This is a genomic window from Massilia sp. Root351 (assembly GCF_001425045.1).
GTDB lineage: Bacteria > Pseudomonadota > Gammaproteobacteria > Burkholderiales > Burkholderiaceae_D > Rugamonas.
Window position 1 is genome coordinate 349348 of sequence record NZ_LMDJ01000033.1, and the last position, 21237, is coordinate 370584.

Genomic DNA, 21237 nt, shown 5'->3' on the forward strand with positions numbered 1-21237 from the left:
AACAAGAATCATCGGAACCCATGAAAAACAATTTCTCTGCTGGTAGTAAAACGCTGTCCGCGCTGATGCTGAGCGCGGGTTTCCTGTTCGCTCCCGCCATGGCGGGCCTGGCGCCGCTGGCACAGGCCGCCGCGCCGACGGTGGCAGGCTTGCCCGACTTTGCCGACATGGTGGACAAGGTCGGCCCGGCCGTGGTCAATATCCGCACCACCGAACGGCTCAAGCTGAACCAGGGCCGCAACGGCCAGCCCGGTGAAGAGGAAATGCAGGAATTCCTGCGCCGCTTCTTCGGCGGCGCCATTCCCACGCCGCGCCAGCCCGGCCAGCAGGGACAAGCCCCGCGCGGGCGCCGGGGCACGCCGCAGGATGAAGAGGTGCAGCGTGGCGTCGGTTCCGGGTTTATCACGTCGGCGGACGGCTATGTGCTGACCAACGCGCATGTGGTGCACGGCGCCGATGAAGTCTATGTGACGCTGACCGACAAGCGCGAATTCAAGGCCAAAGTGCTGGGCGCGGACGCCCGCACCGACGTGGCCCTGCTGAAGATCGAAGGCAGCAAGCTGCCCTATCTGACCGTGGGCGACTCCAGCAAGATCCGCGTAGGCGAATGGGTGGTGGCCATCGGCTCGCCTTTCAACCTGGAAAACACCGTCACCGCCGGCATCATTTCCGCCAAGTCGCGCGACACCGGCGAATACCTCGCCCTGATCCAGAGCGACGTGGCGGTCAATCCCGGCAACTCGGGCGGCCCGCTGATCAATATGCGCGGCGAGGTGATCGGCATCAATTCCCAGATCGCCACCTTGTCCGGCGGCTACAACGGCATTTCCTTCGCCGTGCCGATCGATGAAGCCATGCGGGTGGCGGACCAGCTGAAGAAGACCGGCAAGGTCACGCGCGGCCGCATCGGTGTGCAGATCGGCCAACTGACCAAGGAAGTGGCCGAATCGCTGGGCCTGAAGGAAGCGCAGGGCGCCGAGGTGACGATGGTGGAGCCGGGCGGTCCGGCCGACAAGGGCGGCATCAAGGCCGGCGACATCATCCTGAAGTTCAATGGCACGCCGATCAACCGCTCGTCCGACCTGCCGCGCATGGTGGGCGGCACGGCGCTGGGCAGCAAGGCCGTGGTGACCGTATGGCGCAAGGGCCAGCAAGTGGATATCCCGGTGACCGTGGTGGAGCTGGAGGCCGACAAGACCGCCGCCAAGGCCAGCCCGGCCGAGAAGAAGAAAAAGGCCGAGGAACCGGCCAACGCGCTCGGCTTCAAGGTGGCCGACCTGACCGCCGCGCAGAAGAAGGAGCTGGCAGTGGAGGGCGGCGTGATGGTGGAGGCCACCGAAGGCGCCGCCGCCAACGCAGGCCTGCGCGAGGGCGACGTGCTGCTGCAGATTAACAATGTCGAGATCAAGGACGCCAAGCAATTCAACGCCGTGGTGGCCAAGCTCGATCCGAAGCGCGCGCATGTGGTGCTGGTGCGGCGCGGCGACGTGGCGCAGTTCATTTCCCTGCGTCCGACCGCCAAATAAACCGCATGGGGCCGGCCCGGTTGGGTCCGGCCCCTGTCTCCGCCTCTGGCTTTCAATGCACTTTACCCTCTACTCCCGCTCTTATTGCCATCTGTGCCAGGACATGCTGGAGGCGCTGAACGCGCTGCAGACCCCTGAGCGCCCGTTTACCGTCGCGGTCATCGACGTCGATGCCGACGCGACCCTGGTGGCCCGTTTCGACGAACTGGTGCCGGTCCTGTACGGCGATCTGGACCAGCCGGAACTGTGCCACTACTTCCTCGACGAAAGCGCCGTAAAACGGGCTTTGGCATAAAACCGGGCTTTCCCCTCTGAAATCCGGTAAAATGCCGGGTTCGGAAAGCTCTTGTTTCCTTGCAGTGATAGTAACAAAAACGCTCGCCAGGGCATCCATGCCCCGCTTGGAGCGCTTCTCGCCTCGTCCCTACACGTTTTTAGATTTGTTTAATGAACAACATACGCAATTTCTCCATCATCGCCCACATCGACCACGGTAAATCCACCCTGGCCGACCGCATCATTCAATTGTGCGGCGGCCTGTCCGAGCGCGAGATGGAGGCGCAAGTGCTCGATTCGATGGATCTGGAGCGCGAGCGCGGCATTACCATCAAGGCGCAAACCGCCGCCCTGCAATACAAGGCGCGCGACGGCGTGGTCTACAACCTGAACCTGATCGACACCCCCGGCCACGTGGACTTCTCCTATGAAGTGAGCCGTTCGCTGTCGGCCTGCGAAGGCGCGCTGCTGGTGGTGGACGCGTCGCAAGGCGTGGAAGCCCAGACCGTGGCCAACTGCTACACCGCGCTCGACCTGGGCGTGGAAGTGGTGCCGGTGCTGAACAAGATCGACCTGCCGAACGCCGACCCGCCGAGCGCCATTGCCGAGATCGAAGACGTGATCGGCATCGAAGCGGGCGATGCTGTGCACTGCTCGGCCAAGACCGGCCTGGGTGTGGACGACGTGCTGGAAGCCATCATCGCCAAGGTGCCGCCGCCGAAGGGCGACCCGGACGCGCCGCTGCAGGCGCTGATCGTGGACTCGTGGTACGACGCCTACGTGGGCGTGGTGATGCTGGTGCGCGTGGTGAACGGCACTCTGAAGCCGAAGGACAAGATCAAGCTGATGGCCACCGAGTCGCTGCAGCTGGTGGAAGACGTGGGCGTGTTCGCGCCGCGTTCGCTGTCGCTGCCGCAGCTGTCGGCCGGCCAGGTGGGCTTCATCATCGCCGGCATCAAGGAACTGAAGGCCGCCAAGGTGGGCGACACCATCACCCTGGCCAACAAGCCGGCGCCGGCGCCGCTGCCGGGCTTCAAGGAAGTGCAGCCGCAAGTGTTCGCCGGCCTGTTCCCGGTGGAAGCGAACCAGTACGACGCGCTGCGCGACGCGCTGGAAAAGCTGAAGCTGAACGACGCCGCGCTGATGTACGAGCCGGAAGTGTCGCAGGCGCTGGGCTTCGGCTTCCGCTGCGGCTTCCTCGGCCTGCTGCACATGGAAATCGTGCAGGAACGCCTGGAGCGCGAGTTCGACCAGGACCTGATCACCACCGCGCCGACCGTGGTGTATGAAGTGGTGATGCGCGATAACAGCATCGTCAAGGTGGACAATCCGTCGCGCATGCCGGAAACCACCAAGATCAACGAGATCCGCGAGCCTATCGTCACGGTCAACCTGTACATGCCGCAAGAGTACGTCGGCTCGGTGATCACCTTGTGCATCGGCAAGCGCGGCGTGCAGATGGACATGAGCTACCACGGCCGCCAGGTCAAGCTGGTGTACGAGATGCCGATGGGCGAGATCGTGCTGGACTTCTTCGACAAGCTGAAATCCACCTCGCGCGGCTACGCTTCCATGGACTACGAGTTCAAGGAATACCGCGCCTCGGACGTGGTGAAAGTGGACATGCTGATCAACGGCGAGAAGGTCGACGCGCTGGCCATCATCGTGCACCGCTCCAACAGCGCCTACCGCGGCCGCCAGGTGGCAGCCAAGATGCGCGAACTGATTCCGCGCCAGATGTTCGACGTGGCCATCCAGGCCGCCATCGGCGTGAACGTGATTTCGCGTGAAAATGTGAAGGCGCTGCGCAAGAACGTGCTGGCCAAGTGCTACGGCGGCGACATCAGCCGCAAGAAGAAGCTGCTGGAGAAGCAGAAAGCCGGTAAAAAACGCATGAAGCAGGTGGGCTCGGTGGAAATTCCACAAGAAGCATTCCTGGCAATCTTACAAGTGGACGATAAATGAACCTGCAAGCTGTGCTGAGCAACTTTGCCTTGATCCTGTTCATCCTGATGGTGGTGACGGGCGTAATCTGGTTTCTGGACGTGTTCTACCTGGCCAAGCAGCGCCGCGCCGCGGCCGAGCGCGCGCTGGCCGCGTATGACGCGCGCGCGGAGAAGAACCTGCGTGATGGCCTGGCAACGGATCACAGTGCGGCGACACGCGAAGCGGTGGCCCAGGCTATCCTGCGCCAGCCCACCTGGATCGAGTACTCGGGCAGTTTCTTCCCGGTCATCGCGCTGGTGTTCTTCCTGCGCTCCTTCCTGTACGAGCCTTTCAAGATCCCGTCCTCGTCCATGGTGCCGACCCTGCTGGTGGGCGACCTGATCCTGGTGAACAAGTTCACCTACGGCGTGCGCCTGCCCATCATCAACAAGAAAATCATCGAGCTGAACAACCCCCAGCGCGGCGACGTGATGGTGTTCAAGTATCCGCGCGACATGAGCCAGGACTACATCAAACGGGTGATCGGCGTGCCGGGTGATAAAATCACCTATGAAAACAAGAAGTTGACGGTGAATGGCAAGCCCATCGCATACACCCAGCTGGACGACTACCTGAACGAGGACAGCCTGCAGTACGCCAAGCAGGCCAAGGAAAACCTGAGCGGCATCGAACACCGCATTATCGCCACCGAGAGCGCGCCGTCGGTCAACGTGGCCCAGGTGATGGATTTCCCGAACAGCGAAGCGTGCAGCTACCGTTCCGAGGGCTTTACCTGCACCGTGCCTGCCGGCAACTACTTCATGATGGGCGACAACCGCGACAACAGCCTGGACAGCCGCTACTGGGGCTTCGTGCCGGACAAGAACATCGTCGGCAAGGCCTTCTTCGTGTGGATGAACCTGAGCAACCCGCTGAAGCGCATCGGCAGTATCCAGTAAGCAAACTGAAAAAATACGAAGGGGCAGACATGCAAGGCTTGCAGAAACAACGCGGAATTTCCCTGATCGGCCTGATCTTCACGATCGCCGTGCTGGCCGCCATCGGCCTGCTGGCCATGCAGATCGTCCCCACGTATTCGGAATACCGCGCCATTTCCGCCGCCATCGTCAAAGCCAAGGAAGCCGGCAGCACGCCGCAGGAAATCCAGGCATCGTTCAGCAAGAGCGCCGAAGTGGGCTACATCAGCTCCATCACCGCGCGCGACCTGGTGATCAGCCGCGAAGACGGCGGGCTGGAAGTGAGCTTTGCTTACGACAAGAAAATTCCCCTGGTCGGACCGGCCAGCCTGTTGCTGGAATATGCCGGCACCACGTCGAAATCGGGCGCCGCGCCAGCGAAACCCGACGCCGGCGGCAAATAAGCTAAAGAGTCTATGAATTTACAGTTATTGCAAACACGGTTAGGTTACACGTTCCAGGATGCTGGCCTGTTGCAGCAAGCCTTGACGCACCGTAGCCACAGCAGTTTGCATAACGAACGCCTGGAATTCCTGGGCGACTCCATCCTGAACTGCGTGGTCGCCTCCATCTTGTACGAACGCTACAGCGGCATCGACGAAGGCGACCTGTCGCGCCTGCGCGCCAACCTGGTCAAGCAGCAATCGCTGTACGAAATCGCGCAAAAGCTGGAACTGTCCAACTTCCTGCGCCTGGGCGAAGGTGAACTGAAATCGGGCGGCTTCCGCCGCCCCTCCATCCTGGCCGACACGCTGGAAGCGCTGCTGGGCGCCATTTTCCTGGACACCAGCTTCGACGCCGCCGCCAAGGTCATTCGCGCGTTCTACATTCCCATCCTGGACTCGGTGGACCCGCAAACCCTGGGCAAGGACGCCAAGACCCTGCTGCAGGAATTCCTGCAAGCCAAGAAGATCTCGCTGCCGCTGTACAATGTGGTAGCCACCCACGGCGCCGCGCACAGCCAGGAATTCGAAATCGAATGCCTGGTGCCCAAGCTGGGCATCCAGGTTTACGGCCGTGGCGGCAGCCGCCGCGCCGGCGAACAGGCAGCGGCCAAGCTGGCGCTGGAAGTGGCCGAACAGGCGCTGCACAAGACGCCGGCCGCAACCCGCAAGCCGCGCCAGCGCGCCGCGCAGCTGAAACTCGCAGGCATCGCCACCATCCAGGGCGACGCAGGGCAGGAGCAGAATCACGAGCAGAACGCCCCCAAGGGCAAAGCCGCTGGCGATGGCAAGCTCGCCAAACACTGAACAAGGTAACACCATGAACACCCCCAGCACCACCACTCCCGCCGGCTTCCGCTGCGGTTACATCGCCATCGTAGGCCGTCCGAACGTGGGCAAGTCCACGCTGATGAATATGCTCATCGGCGCCAAAGTGAGCATCACTTCGCGCAAGGCGCAAACCACGCGCCACCGCATTACCGGCATCCAGACCCTGGACGATGCGCAGTTCATCTACATCGACACGCCCGGTTTCCAGACGCGCCACTCGAATGCGCTGAACAAGACGCTCAACAAGACCGTCACCAACACGCTCGATTCGTCCGACGTGATCCTGTACGTGATCGAAGCGAACACCTTCGGCCCGGCCGACCAGCAAGTGCTGGACTTGCTGCCGAAAACCGTGCCGGTGATCCTGGTGATCAACAAGGCCGATCGCGCCAAGGACAAGGCTGTGCTGCTGCCGTTCGCGCAGCAGGTAGCAGCCAAGCACGACTTCGCCGCCGTGGTGCCGGTGTCGGCCAAGCTGCGCTTCCAGCTGGACGGCCTGCAGGACGAGATCAAGCGCCTGCTGCCGGAAAACGACCCGATCTTCGGGCCGGACGACATTACCGACCGCAGCGAGAAGTTCCTGGCCTCGGAAATCGTGCGTGAAAAGCTGTTCCGCTTCGTCGGCGACGAGCTGCCGTACACCAGCACCGTGCTGATCGAGAAGTTCGAACAGGAAGGCAATCTGCGCCGCATCTTCGCCGCCATCCTGGTCGAGCGCGACACGCACAAGTCCATGATCATCGGCAACAAGGGCGCGCGCCTGAAGGAAGTCTCTTCGCAAGCCCGCCTGGACATGGAAAAGCTGTTCGGCGGCCCGGTCTACCTGGAAATCTGGGTCAAGGTGAAATCCGGCTGGGCCGACAACGAAGCGGGCCTGCGCGCTTACGGCTACGAGTAAGCGCACAGGACCACCCACTGCAATGTCCGATGCCGTCACTGCCGAGCCGGTAAAACGTCCGCGCGCACCGTCGCGCGAGCGCACCACCGGCACGCGCGTGGCGGGGCAGCCGGCCTTCGTGCTGCACTCCTATCCCTACAAGGAAACCAGCCTTATCGTCGACATGCTGACGCGCGACTACGGCCGCGTGGCCCTGATCGCGAAAGGCGCCAAGCGCCCGCACTCGCAACTGCGCGGCGTGCTGCAAACCTTCCAGCCCCTGTCTGCCGGCTTCGTCGGCAAGAACGAACTGCGCACCCTGACCGACGCCGAATGGGTGGGCGGCATGCTGCCGCTCGAAAAGACCGCGCTGCTGTGCGGCTTCTACCTCAACGAACTGCTGGTCAAGCTGCTCGCACGCGACGATGCCCATCCCGCCTTGTTCGACCATTACGTCGCCACGCTGAACCAGCTGGCGCACAATGAACCCGCACCCATTTGCTTGCGAAAATTCGAACGGGCCTTACTTAAGGAAACGGGCGTGGCCGCCGACCTGGCGCGCTGCACCGCCACCCGCGCGCGCGTGCTGCCCGAGGTGGTCTACGTGGTGGACCCCGAGCGCGGTCCGCGCCCCGAGCAGGCCGGCGACGCCGCGCCGCGCGTAACGGGCAAGACGCTGCTCGACATGGAGCGCGAGGATTACCAAGATGCCGCCACGCAGGCGCAAAGCAAACAACTGATGCGCTTTTTGCTGGCGCACCACCTGGGAGGCGCGCCGTTGAACACGCGCCAGATACTGATAGACTTATCGCAGCTTTAACCTTGCAGCTTTAACCCTGCCGTTATTGAGAATCCTATGAGCTTCCTGTACCCGTCCGGCCCGGTCATCGACCTGGGCGTCAACATCGACCACGTCGCCACCCTGCGCAACGCGCGCGGCACCGCTTACCCGGACCCGATCCGCGCCGCGCTGCTGGCCGAGCAGGCCGGCGCCGACTGCATCACGCTGCATCTGCGCGAAGACCGCCGCCACATCAAGGACGCCGACGTGATCGCGCTGGCGCCGCAGCTGGTTACCCGGATGAACCTGGAAGCCGCCGTGACCAAGGAAATGCTGGACTTCGCCTGCCTGATCAAGCCGGCCGACGTCTGCCTGGTGCCGGAAAAACGCACCGAAGTGACCACAGAAGGCGGCCTCGATGTGGCGGGCCACTTCAACGACGTGCAAGCCGCCATCAAGCAGCTGCAGGCCGAAGGCATCCGCGTGTCGCTGTTCATCGACGCCGACGAGCAGCAGATCGCCGCCGCCGCCGAAGCCGGCGCACCCGTCATCGAGCTGCACACTGGCCGCTACGCGGACACCGAAGGCGCCGAGCAGGCCGCCGAACTGGAACGCATCAAGGCCGGCACGCGCTTCGGCGTCCAGCGCGGCCTGAAGGTCAATGCCGGCCATGGCCTGCACTACACCAACGTGCAAGCCATCGCCGCGATCCCGGACATCGCGGAACTGAACATCGGCCACGCCATCGTCGCCCACGCCGTGTTCGTCGGCTGGGAAAACGCCGTGCGCGAGATGAAGGCCATCATGACCGCCACCCGCGTAGCCGCATTGGCAAAATGATCTTCGGCATCGGCACCGACATCTGCCAGATCGGCCGCGTGGCCGATGCGCTCGCGCGCAGCGAACGCTTTGCCGACAAGGTGCTGGGGCCGGATGAGCTGGAGATCTACCGCGCGCGCAAAGCCGTCAGCCCGGTGCGCGCGCACCGTTTTGTCGCCACCCGTTTCGCCGCCAAGGAAGCCTTCGGCAAAGCCATCGGTACCGGCGTTGCCACGCCCATGACCTTGCACAACGCCCAGCTGCTGAACCAGGCGAACGGCAAGCCGGTCATGGTGTGCACCGGCACGCTGGCAGAATTCATGCAGCAGAACCGCCTGTCGTCCCATGTGACGGTGAGCGACGAGGCGGACTACGCCGTCGCCTTCGTCGTGGTGGAGCAGGCGCCAGAACAGAAGTAGAGCAATGAACGACGCAAATACCGACGCAGCGGCGCCCGCCGCACCCGACCCGCGCGACCAGGTGCTGGCCACTGTCGCCAAGCTGCCCGGCCTGCCCGGCGTGTACCGCTATTTCGACGCCAACGACAACGTGCTCTACGTGGGCAAGGCGCGCGACCTGAAAAAGCGCGTGTCGAGCTACTTCCAGAAGAACCTGGCCAGTCCGCGCATCGCCATGATGGTGGAGCGCATTGCGCGCCTGGAAACCACCGTCACGCATAGCGAAGCCGAAGCGCTGATCCTTGAGAACAACCTGATCAAGGCGCTGCAGCCGCGCTTCAACATCCTGTTCCGCGACGACAAGAGCTACCCCTACCTGAAGATCACCGGCGACGCCGTGCCGCGCATGGTCTACTACCGCGGCTCGGTGGACAAGAGGAACCAGTATTTCGGGCCTTTCCCCAGCGCCTGGGCGGTGAAGGAATCCATGCAGATCCTGCAGAAGGTGTTCCACCTGCGCACCTGCGAGGACAGCGTGTACGCCAACCGCACGCGCCCCTGCTTGCTGAACCAGATCGGCCGCTGCAGCGCGCCCTGCGTGGACTTGATCGCGCCGGAGGACTATAAGGTGGACGTGGACAATGCCGCGCGCTTCCTGCGCGGGCGCACCAGCGAAGTGATGGAAGACCTGGAGAAGAAGATGCACGGCTACGCGGCCGAGCTGAAGTTCGAGCAGGCCGCCGGCGTGCGCAACCAGATCCAGTCGCTGAGCAAGGTGCTGCACCAGCAAAGCATGGAAACCACCGGCGACGCCGACGTCGACATCATCGCCGTGATCGTGCAGGGCGGGCGCGCCTGCGTCAACCTGGCCATGGTGCGCGGCGGCCGCCACCTGGGCGACCGCGCCTACTTCCCGAGCCACTTCGGCGACGCCGCCGCAATCGCGGAAGCCGCGCCCGAAGTGGAGGTGCTGAGCGCCTTCCTGGTGCAGCACTACACCGAAAAATTCATTCCCGGCACGCTGATCCTGAACATCGAATACGACCAGCCCGAGCTGATGATCGCGCTGCAGGAGCAGTGCGGCCACCGCATCAACCTGATCTTCCAGCCGCAGGGCCAGCGCAGGCAATGGCTGGAACTGGCGCAGAAGGGCGCCGAGATCTCGCTGGCGCGCCTGCTGTCCGAGCAGGGCTCGCAGCAGTCGCGCACGCGTGCGCTGGCCGAGGCCCTGAGCCTGGAGACGGAAGACCTGGACGCGCTACGCGTGGAATGCTTCGACATCTCGCACACGCAGGGCGAAGCCACGCAGGCTTCCTGTGTGGTGTTCCACCACCACCAGATGCAGAACGGCGAATACCGCCGCTATAACATCAACGACATCACCCCCGGCGACGACTACGCCGCCATGCGCCAAGTACTGATGCGCCGCTACGAGAAGGTGGCCAACGGCGACGGCGTGATGCCGGACGTGGTGCTGATCGACGGCGGCAAGGGCCAGGTCGAGATAGCGCGCCAGGTGTTCTCCGAGCTGGGCCTGGACATCGGCCTGATCGTGGGCGTGGCGAAAGGGGAGGGCCGCCGCGTGGGCCTGGAGACGCTGGTGTTCGTGGACGGCCGCGCGCCGCAGGAGCTGGGCAAGGAATCGGCCGCGCTGATGCTGGTGGCGCAGATCCGCGACGAGGCGCACCGCTTCGCCATCACCGGCATGCGCGCCAAGCGCGCCAAGACGCGCCAGACCTCGCGCCTGGAAGAGATCGAGGGCATCGGCGTGAAGCGGCGCCAGAAGCTGCTGGCGCGCTTTGGCGGGCTGCGCGGCGTGGTCAACGCCAGCGTGGAGGATTTGATGTCGGTAGACGGCATTTCCAGCGCCTTGGCCGAAGAAATCTACAAACAGCTGCACTAAGGGCGCGCGTTTGCTGGTGCTAAGCACTGTGGCAAGGTAGACTAGCGGCGCATTCATAATAATTAACTCGCCACAGAGCTGCTGTCACTTATGCCCTTCAATATCCCGATTTTGCTGACCTGGTTGCGCGTTGCGCTGATCCCTCTGGTGGTAGGCGTGTACTACCTGCCGCCGGCCTGGCTGCCGGTCAGCGACCGTAATCTGGGCGCCACCCTGGTGTTCATCGTCGCCGCCATCACCGACTGGTTCGACGGCTTCCTGGCCCGCCGCTGGAACCAGACTTCGGCCTTCGGCGCCTTCCTCGACCCGGTGGCCGACAAGCTGATGGTGGCCGGCGCCTTGCTGGTGCTGGTGCAGCTGGACCGCTGCAACGCCATCATCGCCTTCATCATCATCGGCCGCGAGATCACCATCTCCGCGTTGCGCGAGTGGATGGCGCAGATCGGCGCCTCCAAGTCGGTGGCGGTGAACTCCATCGGCAAGATCAAGACCGCCGCCCAGATGACCGCCATTCCGCTGCTGCTGTTCCACGATATCCTGTTCGGCGCAGTCGATACCCACTTCTGGGGCGAGAAGCTGCTGTGGGTGGCCGCCGTGCTGACCGTGTGGTCCATGTTCTACTACCTGCAGAAGGCCTGGCCGCTGATCAAGGAAAAGAGCGGCATGCTGGAAATGAAATAAATCATTTAGTTTTGCAAGTTTTCACTCTTGACAGTCCGCTCCCATGCTCTATAATGCTGGCCTGTTGTTGATAACAACGCGCAGCAAAAAGCGAAGCGGGAGTAGCTCAGTTGGTAGAGCGCAACCTTGCCAAGGTTGAGGTCGAGAGTTCGAGACTCTTCTCCCGCTCCAGTTTGCAGTGCGAGAATGTTTCTGCGATAATGCGGTTCCTAACGCGGGAGTAGCTCAGTTGGTAGAGCGCAACCTTGCCAAGGTTGAGGTCGAGAGTTCGAGACTCTTCTCCCGCTCCAGTCTCTGTGTGGCACAAGATTGGCGTGTTAGGGCAGCAAAAATGTAAGACTCCATGCGGGAGTAGCTCAGTTGGTAGAGCGCAACCTTGCCAAGGTTGAGGTCGAGAGTTCGAGACTCTTCTCCCGCTCCAGGTTTTACAGGATAGTATCAAAACTCCAATGCGGGAGTAGCTCAGTTGGTAGAGCGCAACCTTGCCAAGGTTGAGGTCGAGAGTTCGAGACTCTTCTCCCGCTCCACGGTTTTGCGGCAGTACACACTCCAATGCGGGAGTAGCTCAGTTGGTAGAGCGCAACCTTGCCAAGGTTGAGGTCGAGAGTTCGAGACTCTTCTCCCGCTCCAGAATTCGAATGGCAGAGATTAACCGGCTGCCGTTTCAGACAAGTCTCCCTCGGCGAGGTAGCAAAGCGGTTATGCAGCGGCCTGCAAAGCCGTCTAGGTCGGTTCGACTCCGATCCTCGCCTCCATAATATCAAGCATTTAGCGCATTGTATGACGGTTCAGGATGATCCTGAACCGCTACGCATTAGCGGTACACCGTGCGCTGCAACGGCCTTCTTGCCGTTTTGCATATTTGACACCTTTTCTGTTTGGTCTATGCTGTTGTCATGGCCTCCATCAAGCAAACCGCCACCGGCACGTACCAGGTGTGCTTCCAGAACAAGCTGCTGCCCAAGCGGCTTTGGATGACCTTTGACACCTTTGAGCAGGCTGATGCGTACACCAAGCAGCTGGAAGCGCTGCTGGCGCAGGGCATCGTGCCGGCCTCGCTGCTCGAGCGCAGCAAAGCCAAGCAGGAGCTCTGGACGGTTCACCGCTGCATCGTGGAATACCAGAGAAACAATCCCGTGCCGGTGTCCGATCAAAAATTGCTCGATACGTTGATGCCGTCGGTGGCGACGTTGGTCTCGGGTGAGTTGAACTATGCTTGGGCGGAAGCCTGGATCGCAAAAATGAAGCGCATGGACAATCTCGCACCGTCGACCATCCACCATCGGCATGGTGCCCTGGCGCGCTGTTTCGACTGGATGACACGGGCTCGGCCCGAGATCATGGCACAGAATCCGCTGCGGCTACTCAAACGCGGCTTCGCCACCTACACACCGGAGGATGGCCGGCACCTGGCCAAGCAGGGAAAGCACGCCAAGATCGACGAGGAGCGCGACCGGCGGCTGGAGCAGGGCGAGGAGCAGCGGATTCTGGCCGTGATGGAAGGTCGCGATATCGAGCTGTGCTTTTTCGTGATGGCCCTTGAGACAGCGATGCGCATGCGCGAGTGCTATACCTTGGACAAATCTCAGGTGGTGCTGCATCAAAAAACGATACAGCTGTCGCGAACCAAAAACGGCGACAGCCGCCAAGTCCCCCTGACGACGCCCGCTCTGGCAATGCTCACGGACTAGATAAAGCGGCATGCGGCCGATATCAAAGAGCGGAATGGCCGGCTGTTCCCATACTGGAACGGCGACCTGTCGGTGAGGGTGCTGGACGAGGTCAGTGCGGACGTCTCGCGCCTGTTCAAAACTATTTTCGTGGAAGCCAAGGTCGCCGGCTTTAAATTTCACGATTTGCGGCATGAAGCGACATGCAGGCTCTACGAAAAAACCAGTTTGTCCGACGTGCTGATCGCGAAGATCACCGGACACAAGGATTTGCGGATGCTCAAGCGCTACGCGAGCCTGCGCGGCAGCGAGCTAGCTTTGCGGCTCTGGTAGAGCGCTGCTGGATTGACAGCTAAGTCGAACGTTCTCTCAAGCCTTGTGGCTTGCGCGCAGCGTCAACGTTTGAACTGCTCGGGCCGCTTGAGGGCGGCGCCAGGCTGGGTAGTACTGGCAATGCGTTGCGCCGCCGTCCTCTGTTGGGCACCGGCACCAGTTCGGCCACCGGCATTTTTGGCTGATCAAGCAGGCGGCGCCGCTCGTCCGTGTCCTGTTGAATGCGCCGCCGGAGAAACTCCAGAATATCGTCACGCAGAAAGACCCAGCATTTTCCGATCTTAGTCCCAGGTAGCGCCCCCTGCCTGGCCAACAGCAGGACAGTGTCCGTGTCGGCGAATAGCAGCGCCGCCGCTTGCGTGACGTTGAGGGTGTCGGGGTTGTCCATAAGGCCCTCGATACTGTTGTTAGCGAAATGCGGTGCAGCCATACGCCGCGCGCAACACAGTCCCGCGTTCACTTGCCGAATGACTTGAGCAAGGTACTAACGGCTTCTGCCATTTTTTTCGCTTACTTTCCGGCTTAGGCTTGCGTGTCTGATGGTCCCGCCCGCATCCTCAGGTTCATACGCTTCTCGGTGCCAGCGCGCTTCCCTGCTTAGGGCTTTTGCAATCGCTTGTTCTGGCGTTGGGTAGGCCTCATGGTGGTAGGAGGGCGTGCAGTCGCCCCCGCCGTATGAGACCGCCAAGGCCGTGTGGGAACAGCGTAACGATTGGACGACACTGGGCCGGGTTTCGCATTCGCCGTAGGCACTGGATCGCCATTCTCCCTGCCACACTGTGTTTTCCCATTCGGGGTATGGTGGATAGGATTCGCTGCCTGTTTCTGAACCGGCGCGCGGCAAGTTGGAGCGTTTCATTTGCCGTCCCCGGCGCCAATCACGCTCTGCCTCGGAAGCGGGCGGGCGGCGGTGGGGGGCAGTGGCTGGAGTTCCGACCGGCTGCGATCTTGGCCGGGCACCCGTGAAAATTGCTCGCGCATCCGCATGGCTTGGTGCAGCGCGGATTGAAAGTTCTCGACTTCACGTAACGGGACGACCTCGCGCAACGACCGTACAGGCTCCATTTCCCCGGCATAGGCGGTCTGCACGTCCCACATATTCTCCTCGAGCGCCACGGCGAGCGCATACCCTTCGCCGTCCGAACTGAACAGGAAGGCGCCACCGGCGCCGGTGGATAGGGCCGCCTCCACCGCGTTGCGCAGGGCCTCCAGCGCCGTCCGGTCGCCGACTATGGCGGCCATGTCATCCCAGCGATCTGGGCTCTGAAGATGCAGCATATGTTCGCTCACGGTAGCCTCCTCGTCACAACAGCGGTTGAACAACCGATATTCCGAATTTCCGCTTTCAGTTTTAGGCGTCTATGGTGACGTTTGAAAGTACAACGCGTCGCGCATATCGAATTGATCAAATGTTTGTGAAGTAGGATTTCCGATGGGTACTTGCTCGCGCATCGGCTGCGCTTTAGCCGCTAAAGGCGGCGTTGGACGGTGTGTTCGTTTGATCTGGATCAATACACGCCGCCGTAGCGGTGTGACTATGATCGTGAGCGCGTCGTGCGCGCAAAGGAGTGGCGGCCATGGCTCGGATTTTTCAGTTTCCCAAAATGCCCCGGGCACAGGCCGGGCGGACCTCCCAGTCTCCGTTGAGTGGCATGGCACATCCGTGGCGAGAGTTATGGGAGAACCCGATTATCCAAGCGCTCTACCGCCTATTCATCGCCTTCGTCGCTTGCACCTGGCCGGTGCTGCGCTGGTTTGTCGCGCTGGACCTGTTTATCCAGTTGCTGCGTTTTGCCTTCATTGGCGGGCTGACCGGCTTTGCCGCTTTGATGCATATGCTGATAATCGGCGCCTTGGCCTACTTGGTGCTTTACGTGCCGCCGTTGCCGCGCCGGTGAGCCAGGCGGACCTGCCAAAAAGAACGAGGACTCAAACATGACGGGTTTGGAATGAACAGCGTTTTCAAGGAGCGATCCAAATCGGACGCGTTGCAGCGGCTGGCGCCGGTGGATCAAGTGGGCAAAGGTGATGTCGTGGCAGGCAAAGTGCAATTGCTGGCGGCCGAGGCGGCGCGGGGAGGGCCGATCGCCTTGCCTCTGGATCTGATCGACGAAGATCCGGAGCAGCCCCGCACGAAGAACAATCCCGGCTTCTCCCCGAAGAGCCTGACCGAGCTTGCCGCCGCGATCAAACTGCGTGGCGTGAAAACGCCAATTTCTGTGCGCCCCAATCCGGACGCGCCGGGGCGGTACCTGATCAACCATGGCGCGCGCCGCTACCGCGCTTCACGCCTGGCAGGAATGGCCACCGTGCCCGGCTTCATCGACGCCAACTACAACCTGGCCGACCAAGTGGTGGAGAACCTGCACCGCAACGAGTTGACCGCGCGCGAGATCGCGGACTACATCGGCCGCGAACTGGCGAAGGGACTGAAGAAGGGCGAAATCGCGCGTCAGATCAGCAAGTCTGCCGCCTTCGTAACGCAGCACGCGGCGTTGCTGGACCTTCCCGGAACCATTGCAGATGCCTTCAGCGGCGGCCGCGTGCGGGACGTCACGCTGGTCAACGAACTGGTGTTCGTGTATCGCAAGTCACCGGCCGATGTCGCGGCCTGGCTGTCGGACGAGACGCAGGAAGTGACCCGGCGGTCGGTGCGCATGTTGCGTGCTTTCATAGATCAGAAAGCTAGCATGCGAAAAGGCGCCGAGGCGCCTAGCGTCCCTAGTCCGGAGGTGGTCATCGCTGGCGCGCCGAAGCACGGGATTGGCGACACGCACATCGACAAGCCGACGTCCTGGGTGAACCCGGTACTGGCAGTGCGGCATGATGGCAGGGAGGGGCGCTTGCTGATACGGCGCCGTCCCACCGCCGTGGGCAAGGCATGGCTGCGTTATGACGACGATTGCGAACTGGCCGAAGTCGATTTGGCCGATGTCCAGTTAGTGGCGCTGATCGAAGGCTAACCCTTCGCACTTTTCGGGGCGACATCCGGCACCGCCGATGCGCCGCGCAAAGCGCTACCTGACCCGTGCCAGCACCGACAAGATGAAGGCGCCGTTAATGCCGGGATGGGCAAGCAAGGCATGCAGCCGCTCGCCCACCGCATCCGCCGGAAGCTGGAGCGCGGCGGCAGCACGCACGGCCGCCGCATGCGCCTCCAGTACGTCGGCCGGAGTAATGCCGTAGCCGTAGCCCTGCGCGATACCCTTGAGCGCTTCCATGGCTGCATCCAGTGCGAATTTAGGTTGGCGCTCTGCGAAATCGCGTGCGGCGCGCGCCAGCGTGCCCGGATCGGCCGGGCTGCGGCGTGCGAATTCGATGGCAAGCTCGTACTGCCCTGAGTCCTTGGCGGCGGCGAACCACTTTCCTTGCTGGCCCGGCTGCCTGGCGGCCAGATCGCGCAGGATGGTGTCGGCCGGCACGCCAGGATACTTCTTGCGGACGGACCTAAATACCGCGAGATTGGTGCCCCCTTGGACGGCAGCCATGGCATAGCGGGCATACGCCTCGTCCACTTGGCCGGCGTCTAGTAGCGCACTTTCACAGAAGCTGGCGACGGCGCCCATCGGCGCGTTGAGGCCTTTGGATGCTTCGGCGTAGACAATCGCGTCCGCCACTTTTCCTTGCGCCAGCAGCGCTTTGGCGCCCCAGCGGTGATCGTGCCACCATTTGAACGGCGCCTGTTCCAGTAGTGCCAGCAATTCGTCGTGCCTGCGCGCGGCGTACAGGCAGGCCAGGCAGGCAGTGGTCTCCTTCAGATACCTCGTATGGGACTCTCGGGGCTGCCTGGCCGCCTGAACCGGCGGCAGCATGATGTCCGCCCACTCCGACGCCGTTTCCGGCGAACCGCACAGCTCGCCCCAGAATTCCGTCAACGACTCCAGGTAAGGGACATCATCGTCCTCGACAGCAGCCCATAAGCGCTGCAGCCAGCGATGCCTGACCAGGCTCGTACTGGGGGCTGCGGCGATCAGCGGCACCAGCGTCTCGATGGCGCGGCACACCGCCGAACCGATGGCGCCGGAGGAGCTGTCCACCTGGTTGATCGCTGGCGAGAGCTTTTCCAATAGAATTACCGCGCCGTCGGCAGCGAGAAGCGGGTCGGCCCGTGCGGCCGACTTGATCTCGGCCAGGGCTTCCTTCAGCCGCAGGATGGGAGTATCGGATTTCCAGCCAAAGGCATTGCGGCGGAAGCGGGCGGCGAATTGCCATTGTGGAGAGGACATGCGAGCCAAGTCGGTAATAAGAATAAGAATAATACTATTCCTACCGAGCGGATGGCCCCAGGTTCTCGGCGACCATATGAACGTGCCGCACGTTTGATCCGCCTCAAGGTCGATAAGAATAGTAATCGTATTATTCTTATTATGACTTCTACCGGAGCGGCGATCATGAAACCTGCCAGCGACACCATTGAGCGCATCTACGCGGCGGCGGAGGATCTGTATGAGCAGAATGGGCGGGCCGCCTATCCTACCGTTGATGCGGTCCGTAAGGCGGCGCGCGTCAATATGAACGATGCCAACAGCGGCATGCGGGAGTGGCGGCGCAATCAGATGGCCCGTGCCGTTCCCGCAGCAGTGCAAGTGCCGGCGGCAATCATGGAAGTACAGGCGACGCTCGCGGCGCAAGTGTGGCAAGTTGCGCAGGCCGTCGCGGGTGAATCGCTTGGCGTTGCTCAGGCTGCTTGGGATGCCGAGCGTAACCAGCTTGAAACGCTAAACAAGGAAATGGCCGATGCATTCGAAGCCCAAGCGGCAGAGCTTGAGAGCCTTCGCATCGGGATGCGCGCCGCCGCCGATGAAGCCGAAAGCGCGGCCGCTACCGGCAAGGCACTGCAAGGCGAGGTTGACAGCTTGCGTGCGCGTCTGACCACCTTGGAATCAGATGCGAGCCGTGACGCTGCGCGAATGGAAGAATTGGCGCGGCGCGCCAATGAGCTACGCCGCGAACTTGATCATGCCCACCAGGAACTTGCTGCAGCCCACGCCGGCGGTCGCGAGGCGATTCAGGCTCATGCCTCGGAGTTGGCTGCCGTGCGCATCGACGCTCGGCAAGCCGAGGCATTATTGCGGGCTGAACTGGATGCTGCCCGACAGCAGCAGCGGGAATTGATGCAGATCGTGTCCAGTGCGTCAGCAACTGTGCCACATAGCGAAGCTCCCTACAATAGAATGGACCACCGATGACAGTCTCAATGCGGAGAGGCGAAAGATGAAGCAGCGCGTAGTGGTGATGAACGGACAGCGCCTCGTCCAGAGCGAATACGACAATGAATGGGTGACGACCAAGGTTGGCAAGGCCGGCCAAATCCAGCCAGGCATCTATAACATCAGCGCAGCGGCGGTAGCCAACAAAGGCAAGACGTATGACGGCGTGATACTGCATACCGATCAGCAGCACGTTTATCAGCAGGTTGGAAAGACGTGCGTGCGCCACGCTACGCCGGACTTCTCAACCGCCCCCACCATTGGTGTGCACGCAGCAATACGCTATGACGCTGATCAGGCCCAAACAAGCTTGGCGCCAGCGGCTCATCATCGAGGCATAAAACGGTAGCCGAAACCGTCCGACCGCTGCAGATGGCTGCTTAGGCGGATCGAGTCAGGTAATGTGGACCTATTTCGCCGCCCCGCAGTATGACGTAGCCGTCCTCAAATATAGTTTGCTTAAACTCGCATAGACGGCGGGTGGAGAAGGACCAGATGACATCGTCCGGGAGCAGTTGCTCAGTGAACTGCTGCCAGCTTGCATAAAGGTGGCCAAAGGGGACGCATGGGGCTGCACCCAATGGATCACGGACGCACTCGAGATCCTCAATTTGCTCGACGGTGAAGCAGCGAACGAGATCACGTGTCGCAATACGAAAGGGTCGTGTCGTATAAGTCTCACGGTTTTTGCGCGAGCGTAGCTCATCCCAAAGCAGGATCAGAACTAACGGCCAAGCAAGAAGTATCAAGGCCACCAAAATCGGCGCGGTAATTACCTTAATCCAGACCTGTCGGCGCTTGGCTTGGGCCGTTAATGTCTCCAGGCCGGTGCGCGGTTGCTCCTGATGGCTTGTCAGGTTATGGAGTAGCACTGCTGCTGCAGTGGCGATGCCGGCTGCGAGATAGATATATAGTAGAAGTTTCATGTCAGACGCCTAGTCCCAGGCCTTGGATTCGAAAAGCCGGAGTGCTTTTTCTTCTGCTGAGTTCTGCAGTTCAGGGTCAGTGCTTTGAAGCACACGTCGTCCGGCAGCGACGCCGCGAGACATTATGATTCTGATGCTGCGTTCCCAGACGCCACCAAAGCCGGCGTGATAGCGTTTTACCATCGCACCGTCGGGGATGATTAGTTCACCTGAAAACCAGTGCGCGAAGACACGGTCGGGGTAGTCAGGGAAAAACGTGCGGACACTGGCGGCCCCCTGGTCCTCTAGGGTTCCACTCAACTTGATCAAATAGAGCCGGCCATTGAGCAGTTCCCAATGGGCTGTATAGCCGCGCCACAACGCTGTGCAGTTGATCTTGAACTTCGGCGAGTTGCCGCTTAGTGCCCAGTACTGGTTCAATGGCGTGCAATGCAATGGGACGCGCTGGTCGTCTATCAGAATCGTGTCACAAAATTGCGTCGTCAAACTGGGTCTCCAAGCGTGATGTGTAGCCTAGCCTTTATGTTTGCATAAACTAAGGCCGGTATGCAATGCCGAGTTGAGTATTAGTAGCGGGACGCCCGTTTCCCAGCAAAACTCATGACGCTTCAAGGTTCGCATCGGCTTCACGCGACGTGTAAGCGCCCTTGTAGAACCATTTGGACTGGCTGACCGGCATTATCGATGATCGGATCTAGGTTCGGTATTTGTGCCCAAAAATTTCGATCTTGGGCCAGCCAAAAGTCCTCTAATCGCCTCAGCCTAAGACGCTAAGCGCAATTTTTCCTGCAATCTCTAACTTCGCTGGAGCGTTAGAGCCAACGCGCCGATTGGCTCGCTGCGTAGGAAGTTGATAGCGAGGATGTGCGGCCTAAAATTCGAGTGACAAGTTGCCCCCGCCTGTCATATCGGCTGCTTCAATTTTCTTGCCGCGTGGCGGTACAGCGCACTCCCATGATGTCATGTTTGCTGCCGGAAAATGGCGCAGGAAGCTGCGCGCATATTCAGGGTCGGAGCAGTTCAGCCAGTCGTCCCATTCGCTTTGCGGCACGATTACGAGGGCGCGCTTCTCGTCGCCCGGTTTATGGAAGCGCCGCATCAGTTCGTGGTCGTCAGCGTTGATGGTCAGCTGCGTAAAGGAATATTCTGAACCCGCAGCACCCTCCCATTCGCGCCACAAGCCCGCGACGGCGAACATAGATTTGTCGGCCATGCCGATTCCCCATCGCACTGCTTTTCCGCTCTCATAGCTGGGTTCATAGAACGCGGTCATCGGCACCAGGCACAGCTGATTACGCTTCCAGGCACCGGAGAATGAGCGCAGTTGGCCCACCGTCTCCGATCGTGCGTTCATTGTGTCGAAAGGGCGTACGCCGGCGGGTATGCGGTGTCTGGGAACCATGCCGTAGGTAGCCAGCATTCCCTCCCGATGGCCGCTCGAGTTGCGTCGAACAACGGGCGCGCCATAGTCTTTCCAAGTTTCTGGCTTCCAGCGACCCACGTCATGCAGGTCGATCAGCGTCCCCATGACAGCATTTAACATCTCTGGAGTTGGCGGTTGTGAACCGGACCGGAAATCTGGGAGGCTCCAACATCTGAGAGAATGGAGCCATGAAACGAAAATCCACGAAGTTTTCCCCCGAAGTGATGGAGCGCGCTG

At 61.4% G+C, this 21237-nt stretch carries 22 protein-coding genes, 6 tRNA genes and 1 pseudogene; 23 read left to right on the top strand and 6 right to left on the bottom strand.

What is annotated here, in order from left to right:
* Window positions 1-20 precede the first annotated feature (20 nt).
* The 19 genes and pseudogenes from ASD15_RS26605 to ASD15_RS33425 all read left to right on the top strand — a co-directional run bounded on the left by ASD15_RS26605 (window position 21) and on the right by ASD15_RS33425 (window position 13441).
* Window positions 21-1526 carry a DegQ family serine endoprotease gene (locus tag ASD15_RS26605; RefSeq protein WP_082552166.1) on the top strand — a complete coding sequence of 502 codons (1506 nt, stop codon included), beginning with the start codon at window positions 21-23 and terminating at the stop codon, window positions 1524-1526.
* 55 nt (window positions 1527-1581) lie between these two features.
* Window positions 1582-1821, top strand: coding sequence for a glutaredoxin family protein (locus ASD15_RS26610; RefSeq protein WP_057158030.1), 240 nt, complete (start codon window positions 1582-1584; stop codon window positions 1819-1821).
* 152 nt (window positions 1822-1973) lie between these two features.
* Window positions 1974-3767, top strand: coding sequence for a translation elongation factor 4 (gene lepA / locus ASD15_RS26615; protein ID WP_057158031.1), 1794 nt, complete (start codon window positions 1974-1976; stop codon window positions 3765-3767).
* The gene (gene lepB / locus ASD15_RS26620) at window positions 3764-4687 is read left to right on the top strand and encodes a signal peptidase I (RefSeq protein WP_057158032.1); all 924 of its coding nucleotides are present in this window, start codon (window positions 3764-3766) and stop codon (window positions 4685-4687) included. Before lepA ends, lepB begins: the two co-directional genes overlap by 4 nt.
* 29 nt (window positions 4688-4716) lie before the next feature.
* Window positions 4717-5109 carry a DUF4845 domain-containing protein gene (locus tag ASD15_RS26625; RefSeq protein WP_057158033.1) on the top strand — a complete coding sequence of 131 codons (393 nt, stop codon included), beginning with the start codon at window positions 4717-4719 and terminating at the stop codon, window positions 5107-5109.
* Between the two features lie 12 nt (window positions 5110-5121).
* Window positions 5122-5955, top strand: coding sequence for a ribonuclease III (rnc, locus tag ASD15_RS26630; RefSeq protein ID WP_057158034.1), 834 nt, complete (start codon window positions 5122-5124; stop codon window positions 5953-5955).
* A 13-nt stretch (window positions 5956-5968) separates the two neighbouring features.
* Complete coding sequence (era, locus tag ASD15_RS26635; protein ID WP_057158035.1) at window positions 5969-6877, top strand: GTPase Era; 909 nt, start codon at window positions 5969-5971, stop codon at window positions 6875-6877.
* A gap of 22 nt (window positions 6878-6899) precedes the next feature.
* Window positions 6900-7676, top strand: coding sequence for a DNA repair protein RecO (gene recO, locus ASD15_RS26640; RefSeq protein WP_057158036.1), 777 nt, complete (start codon window positions 6900-6902; stop codon window positions 7674-7676).
* A gap of 36 nt (window positions 7677-7712) precedes the next feature.
* Window positions 7713-8477 carry a pyridoxine 5'-phosphate synthase gene (gene pdxJ, locus ASD15_RS26645; RefSeq protein WP_057158037.1) on the top strand — a complete coding sequence of 255 codons (765 nt, stop codon included), beginning with the start codon at window positions 7713-7715 and terminating at the stop codon, window positions 8475-8477.
* Window positions 8474-8875, top strand: a complete 402-nt coding sequence (acpS, locus tag ASD15_RS26650) for a holo-ACP synthase (RefSeq protein ID WP_057158038.1) — start codon at window positions 8474-8476, stop codon at window positions 8873-8875. The genes pdxJ and acpS overlap by 4 nt, the downstream gene beginning before the upstream one ends.
* Window positions 8876-8879: 4 nt before the next feature.
* Window positions 8880-10757, top strand: a complete 1878-nt coding sequence (gene uvrC, locus ASD15_RS26655; RefSeq protein WP_057158039.1) for an excinuclease ABC subunit UvrC — start codon at window positions 8880-8882, stop codon at window positions 10755-10757.
* Window positions 10758-10847: 90 nt separating this feature from the next.
* Window positions 10848-11438, top strand: a complete 591-nt coding sequence (pgsA, locus tag ASD15_RS26660; RefSeq protein WP_057158040.1) for a CDP-diacylglycerol--glycerol-3-phosphate 3-phosphatidyltransferase — start codon at window positions 10848-10850, stop codon at window positions 11436-11438.
* Window positions 11439-11533: 95 nt separating this feature from the next.
* Window positions 11534-11609, top strand: a tRNA-Gly gene (locus ASD15_RS26665).
* Between the two features lie 43 nt (window positions 11610-11652).
* Window positions 11653-11728: transfer RNA gene (locus tag ASD15_RS26670), tRNA-Gly, on the top strand.
* Window positions 11729-11783: 55 nt separating this feature from the next.
* Window positions 11784-11859 (top strand) — tRNA-Gly (locus ASD15_RS26675).
* A 30-nt stretch (window positions 11860-11889) separates the two neighbouring features.
* Window positions 11890-11965 (top strand) — tRNA-Gly (locus ASD15_RS26680).
* Between the two features lie 27 nt (window positions 11966-11992).
* Window positions 11993-12068 (top strand) — tRNA-Gly (locus ASD15_RS26685).
* A 51-nt stretch (window positions 12069-12119) separates the two neighbouring features.
* Window positions 12120-12193 (top strand) — tRNA-Cys (locus tag ASD15_RS26690).
* 495 nt (window positions 12194-12688) lie between these two features.
* Window positions 12689-13441: pseudogene (locus ASD15_RS33425) on the top strand (site-specific integrase).
* A 19-nt stretch (window positions 13442-13460) separates the two neighbouring features.
* On the opposite strand, the gene ASD15_RS26705 reads toward ASD15_RS33425, so the two are convergent.
* Window positions 13461-13829: a helix-turn-helix domain-containing protein gene (locus ASD15_RS26705; protein ID WP_082552179.1), complete on the bottom strand. Its 369-nt coding sequence runs from the start codon at window positions 13827-13829 to the stop codon at window positions 13461-13463.
* Between the two features lie 467 nt (window positions 13830-14296).
* On the bottom strand, window positions 14297-14731 hold the full coding sequence (locus ASD15_RS26710) for a hypothetical protein (protein ID WP_157201160.1): 435 nt from the start codon (window positions 14729-14731) through the stop codon (window positions 14297-14299).
* Between the two features lie 287 nt (window positions 14732-15018).
* Between ASD15_RS26710 and kleE the strand changes: the two genes are divergently transcribed.
* Together kleE and ASD15_RS26720 are read left to right on the top strand one after the other, a co-directional pair.
* Window positions 15019-15339, top strand: coding sequence for a KleE stable inheritance protein (gene kleE / locus ASD15_RS26715; protein ID WP_057158045.1), 321 nt, complete (start codon window positions 15019-15021; stop codon window positions 15337-15339).
* A gap of 51 nt (window positions 15340-15390) precedes the next feature.
* Window positions 15391-16404 (top strand): ParB/RepB/Spo0J family partition protein, encoded by a 1014-nt coding sequence (locus tag ASD15_RS26720; protein ID WP_057158046.1) that lies wholly within the window; start codon window positions 15391-15393, stop codon window positions 16402-16404.
* 54 nt (window positions 16405-16458) lie between these two features.
* Here the strand turns inward: ASD15_RS26720 and ASD15_RS26725 are convergent, their stop codons facing one another.
* Window positions 16459-17667: a hypothetical protein gene (locus ASD15_RS26725; RefSeq protein ID WP_057158090.1), complete on the bottom strand. Its 1209-nt coding sequence runs from the start codon at window positions 17665-17667 to the stop codon at window positions 16459-16461.
* Window positions 17668-17832: 165 nt separating this feature from the next.
* On the opposite strand from ASD15_RS26725, the gene ASD15_RS26730 reads away from it, so the two are divergent.
* Both ASD15_RS26730 and ASD15_RS26735 read left to right on the top strand, forming a co-directional pair.
* A complete protein-coding gene (locus ASD15_RS26730) occupies window positions 17833-18630 on the top strand; it encodes a DNA-binding protein (RefSeq protein ID WP_162249949.1) in 798 nt (265 codons plus the stop codon).
* A gap of 25 nt (window positions 18631-18655) precedes the next feature.
* Window positions 18656-19000: a KfrB domain-containing protein gene (locus ASD15_RS26735; protein ID WP_057158048.1), complete on the top strand. Its 345-nt coding sequence runs from the start codon at window positions 18656-18658 to the stop codon at window positions 18998-19000.
* Between the two features lie 31 nt (window positions 19001-19031).
* Here the strand turns inward: ASD15_RS26735 and ASD15_RS26740 are convergent, their stop codons facing one another.
* The 3 genes from ASD15_RS26740 to ASD15_RS26750 all read right to left on the bottom strand — a co-directional run bounded on the left by ASD15_RS26740 (window position 19032) and on the right by ASD15_RS26750 (window position 21105).
* Window positions 19032-19577, bottom strand: a complete 546-nt coding sequence (locus tag ASD15_RS26740) for a hypothetical protein (RefSeq protein ID WP_057158049.1) — start codon at window positions 19575-19577, stop codon at window positions 19032-19034.
* Window positions 19578-19586: 9 nt separating this feature from the next.
* Window positions 19587-20063, bottom strand: a complete 477-nt coding sequence (locus tag ASD15_RS26745; protein WP_057158050.1) for a hypothetical protein — start codon at window positions 20061-20063, stop codon at window positions 19587-19589.
* 385 nt (window positions 20064-20448) lie between these two features.
* Window positions 20449-21105, bottom strand: coding sequence for an SOS response-associated peptidase (locus tag ASD15_RS26750; RefSeq protein WP_229418343.1), 657 nt, complete (start codon window positions 21103-21105; stop codon window positions 20449-20451).
* Window positions 21106-21237 lie beyond the last annotated feature (132 nt).

Coding starts and splice junctions, on each gene's coding strand:
- recO (WP_057158036.1), top strand. CDS start 6,900: ATGTCCGATGCCGTCACTGCCGAGCCGGTAAAACGTCCGCGCGCACCG.
- ASD15_RS26720 (WP_057158046.1), top strand. CDS start 15,391: ATGAACAGCGTTTTCAAGGAGCGATCCAAATCGGACGCGTTGCAGCGG.
- ASD15_RS26610 (WP_057158030.1), top strand. CDS start 1,582: ATGCACTTTACCCTCTACTCCCGCTCTTATTGCCATCTGTGCCAGGAC.
- ASD15_RS26740 (WP_057158049.1), bottom strand. CDS start 19,577: ATGAAACTTCTACTATATATCTATCTCGCAGCCGGCATCGCCACTGCA.
- lepB (WP_057158032.1), top strand. CDS start 3,764: ATGAACCTGCAAGCTGTGCTGAGCAACTTTGCCTTGATCCTGTTCATC.
- pgsA (WP_057158040.1), top strand. CDS start 10,848: ATGCCCTTCAATATCCCGATTTTGCTGACCTGGTTGCGCGTTGCGCTG.
- acpS (WP_057158038.1), top strand. CDS start 8,474: ATGATCTTCGGCATCGGCACCGACATCTGCCAGATCGGCCGCGTGGCC.
- era (WP_057158035.1), top strand. CDS start 5,969: ATGAACACCCCCAGCACCACCACTCCCGCCGGCTTCCGCTGCGGTTAC.
- ASD15_RS26605 (WP_082552166.1), top strand. CDS start 21: ATGAAAAACAATTTCTCTGCTGGTAGTAAAACGCTGTCCGCGCTGATG.
- pdxJ (WP_057158037.1), top strand. CDS start 7,713: ATGAGCTTCCTGTACCCGTCCGGCCCGGTCATCGACCTGGGCGTCAAC.
- kleE (WP_057158045.1), top strand. CDS start 15,019: ATGGCTCGGATTTTTCAGTTTCCCAAAATGCCCCGGGCACAGGCCGGG.
- ASD15_RS26735 (WP_057158048.1), top strand. CDS start 18,656: ATGAAGCAGCGCGTAGTGGTGATGAACGGACAGCGCCTCGTCCAGAGC.
- ASD15_RS26730 (WP_162249949.1), top strand. CDS start 17,833: ATGAAACCTGCCAGCGACACCATTGAGCGCATCTACGCGGCGGCGGAG.
- lepA (WP_057158031.1), top strand. CDS start 1,974: ATGAACAACATACGCAATTTCTCCATCATCGCCCACATCGACCACGGT.
- ASD15_RS26705 (WP_082552179.1), bottom strand. CDS start 13,829: ATGGACAACCCCGACACCCTCAACGTCACGCAAGCGGCGGCGCTGCTA.
- rnc (WP_057158034.1), top strand. CDS start 5,122: ATGAATTTACAGTTATTGCAAACACGGTTAGGTTACACGTTCCAGGAT.
- ASD15_RS26625 (WP_057158033.1), top strand. CDS start 4,717: ATGCAAGGCTTGCAGAAACAACGCGGAATTTCCCTGATCGGCCTGATC.
- ASD15_RS26750 (WP_229418343.1), bottom strand. CDS start 21,105: ATGGGGACGCTGATCGACCTGCATGACGTGGGTCGCTGGAAGCCAGAA.
- uvrC (WP_057158039.1), top strand. CDS start 8,880: ATGAACGACGCAAATACCGACGCAGCGGCGCCCGCCGCACCCGACCCG.
- ASD15_RS26725 (WP_057158090.1), bottom strand. CDS start 17,667: ATGTCCTCTCCACAATGGCAATTCGCCGCCCGCTTCCGCCGCAATGCC.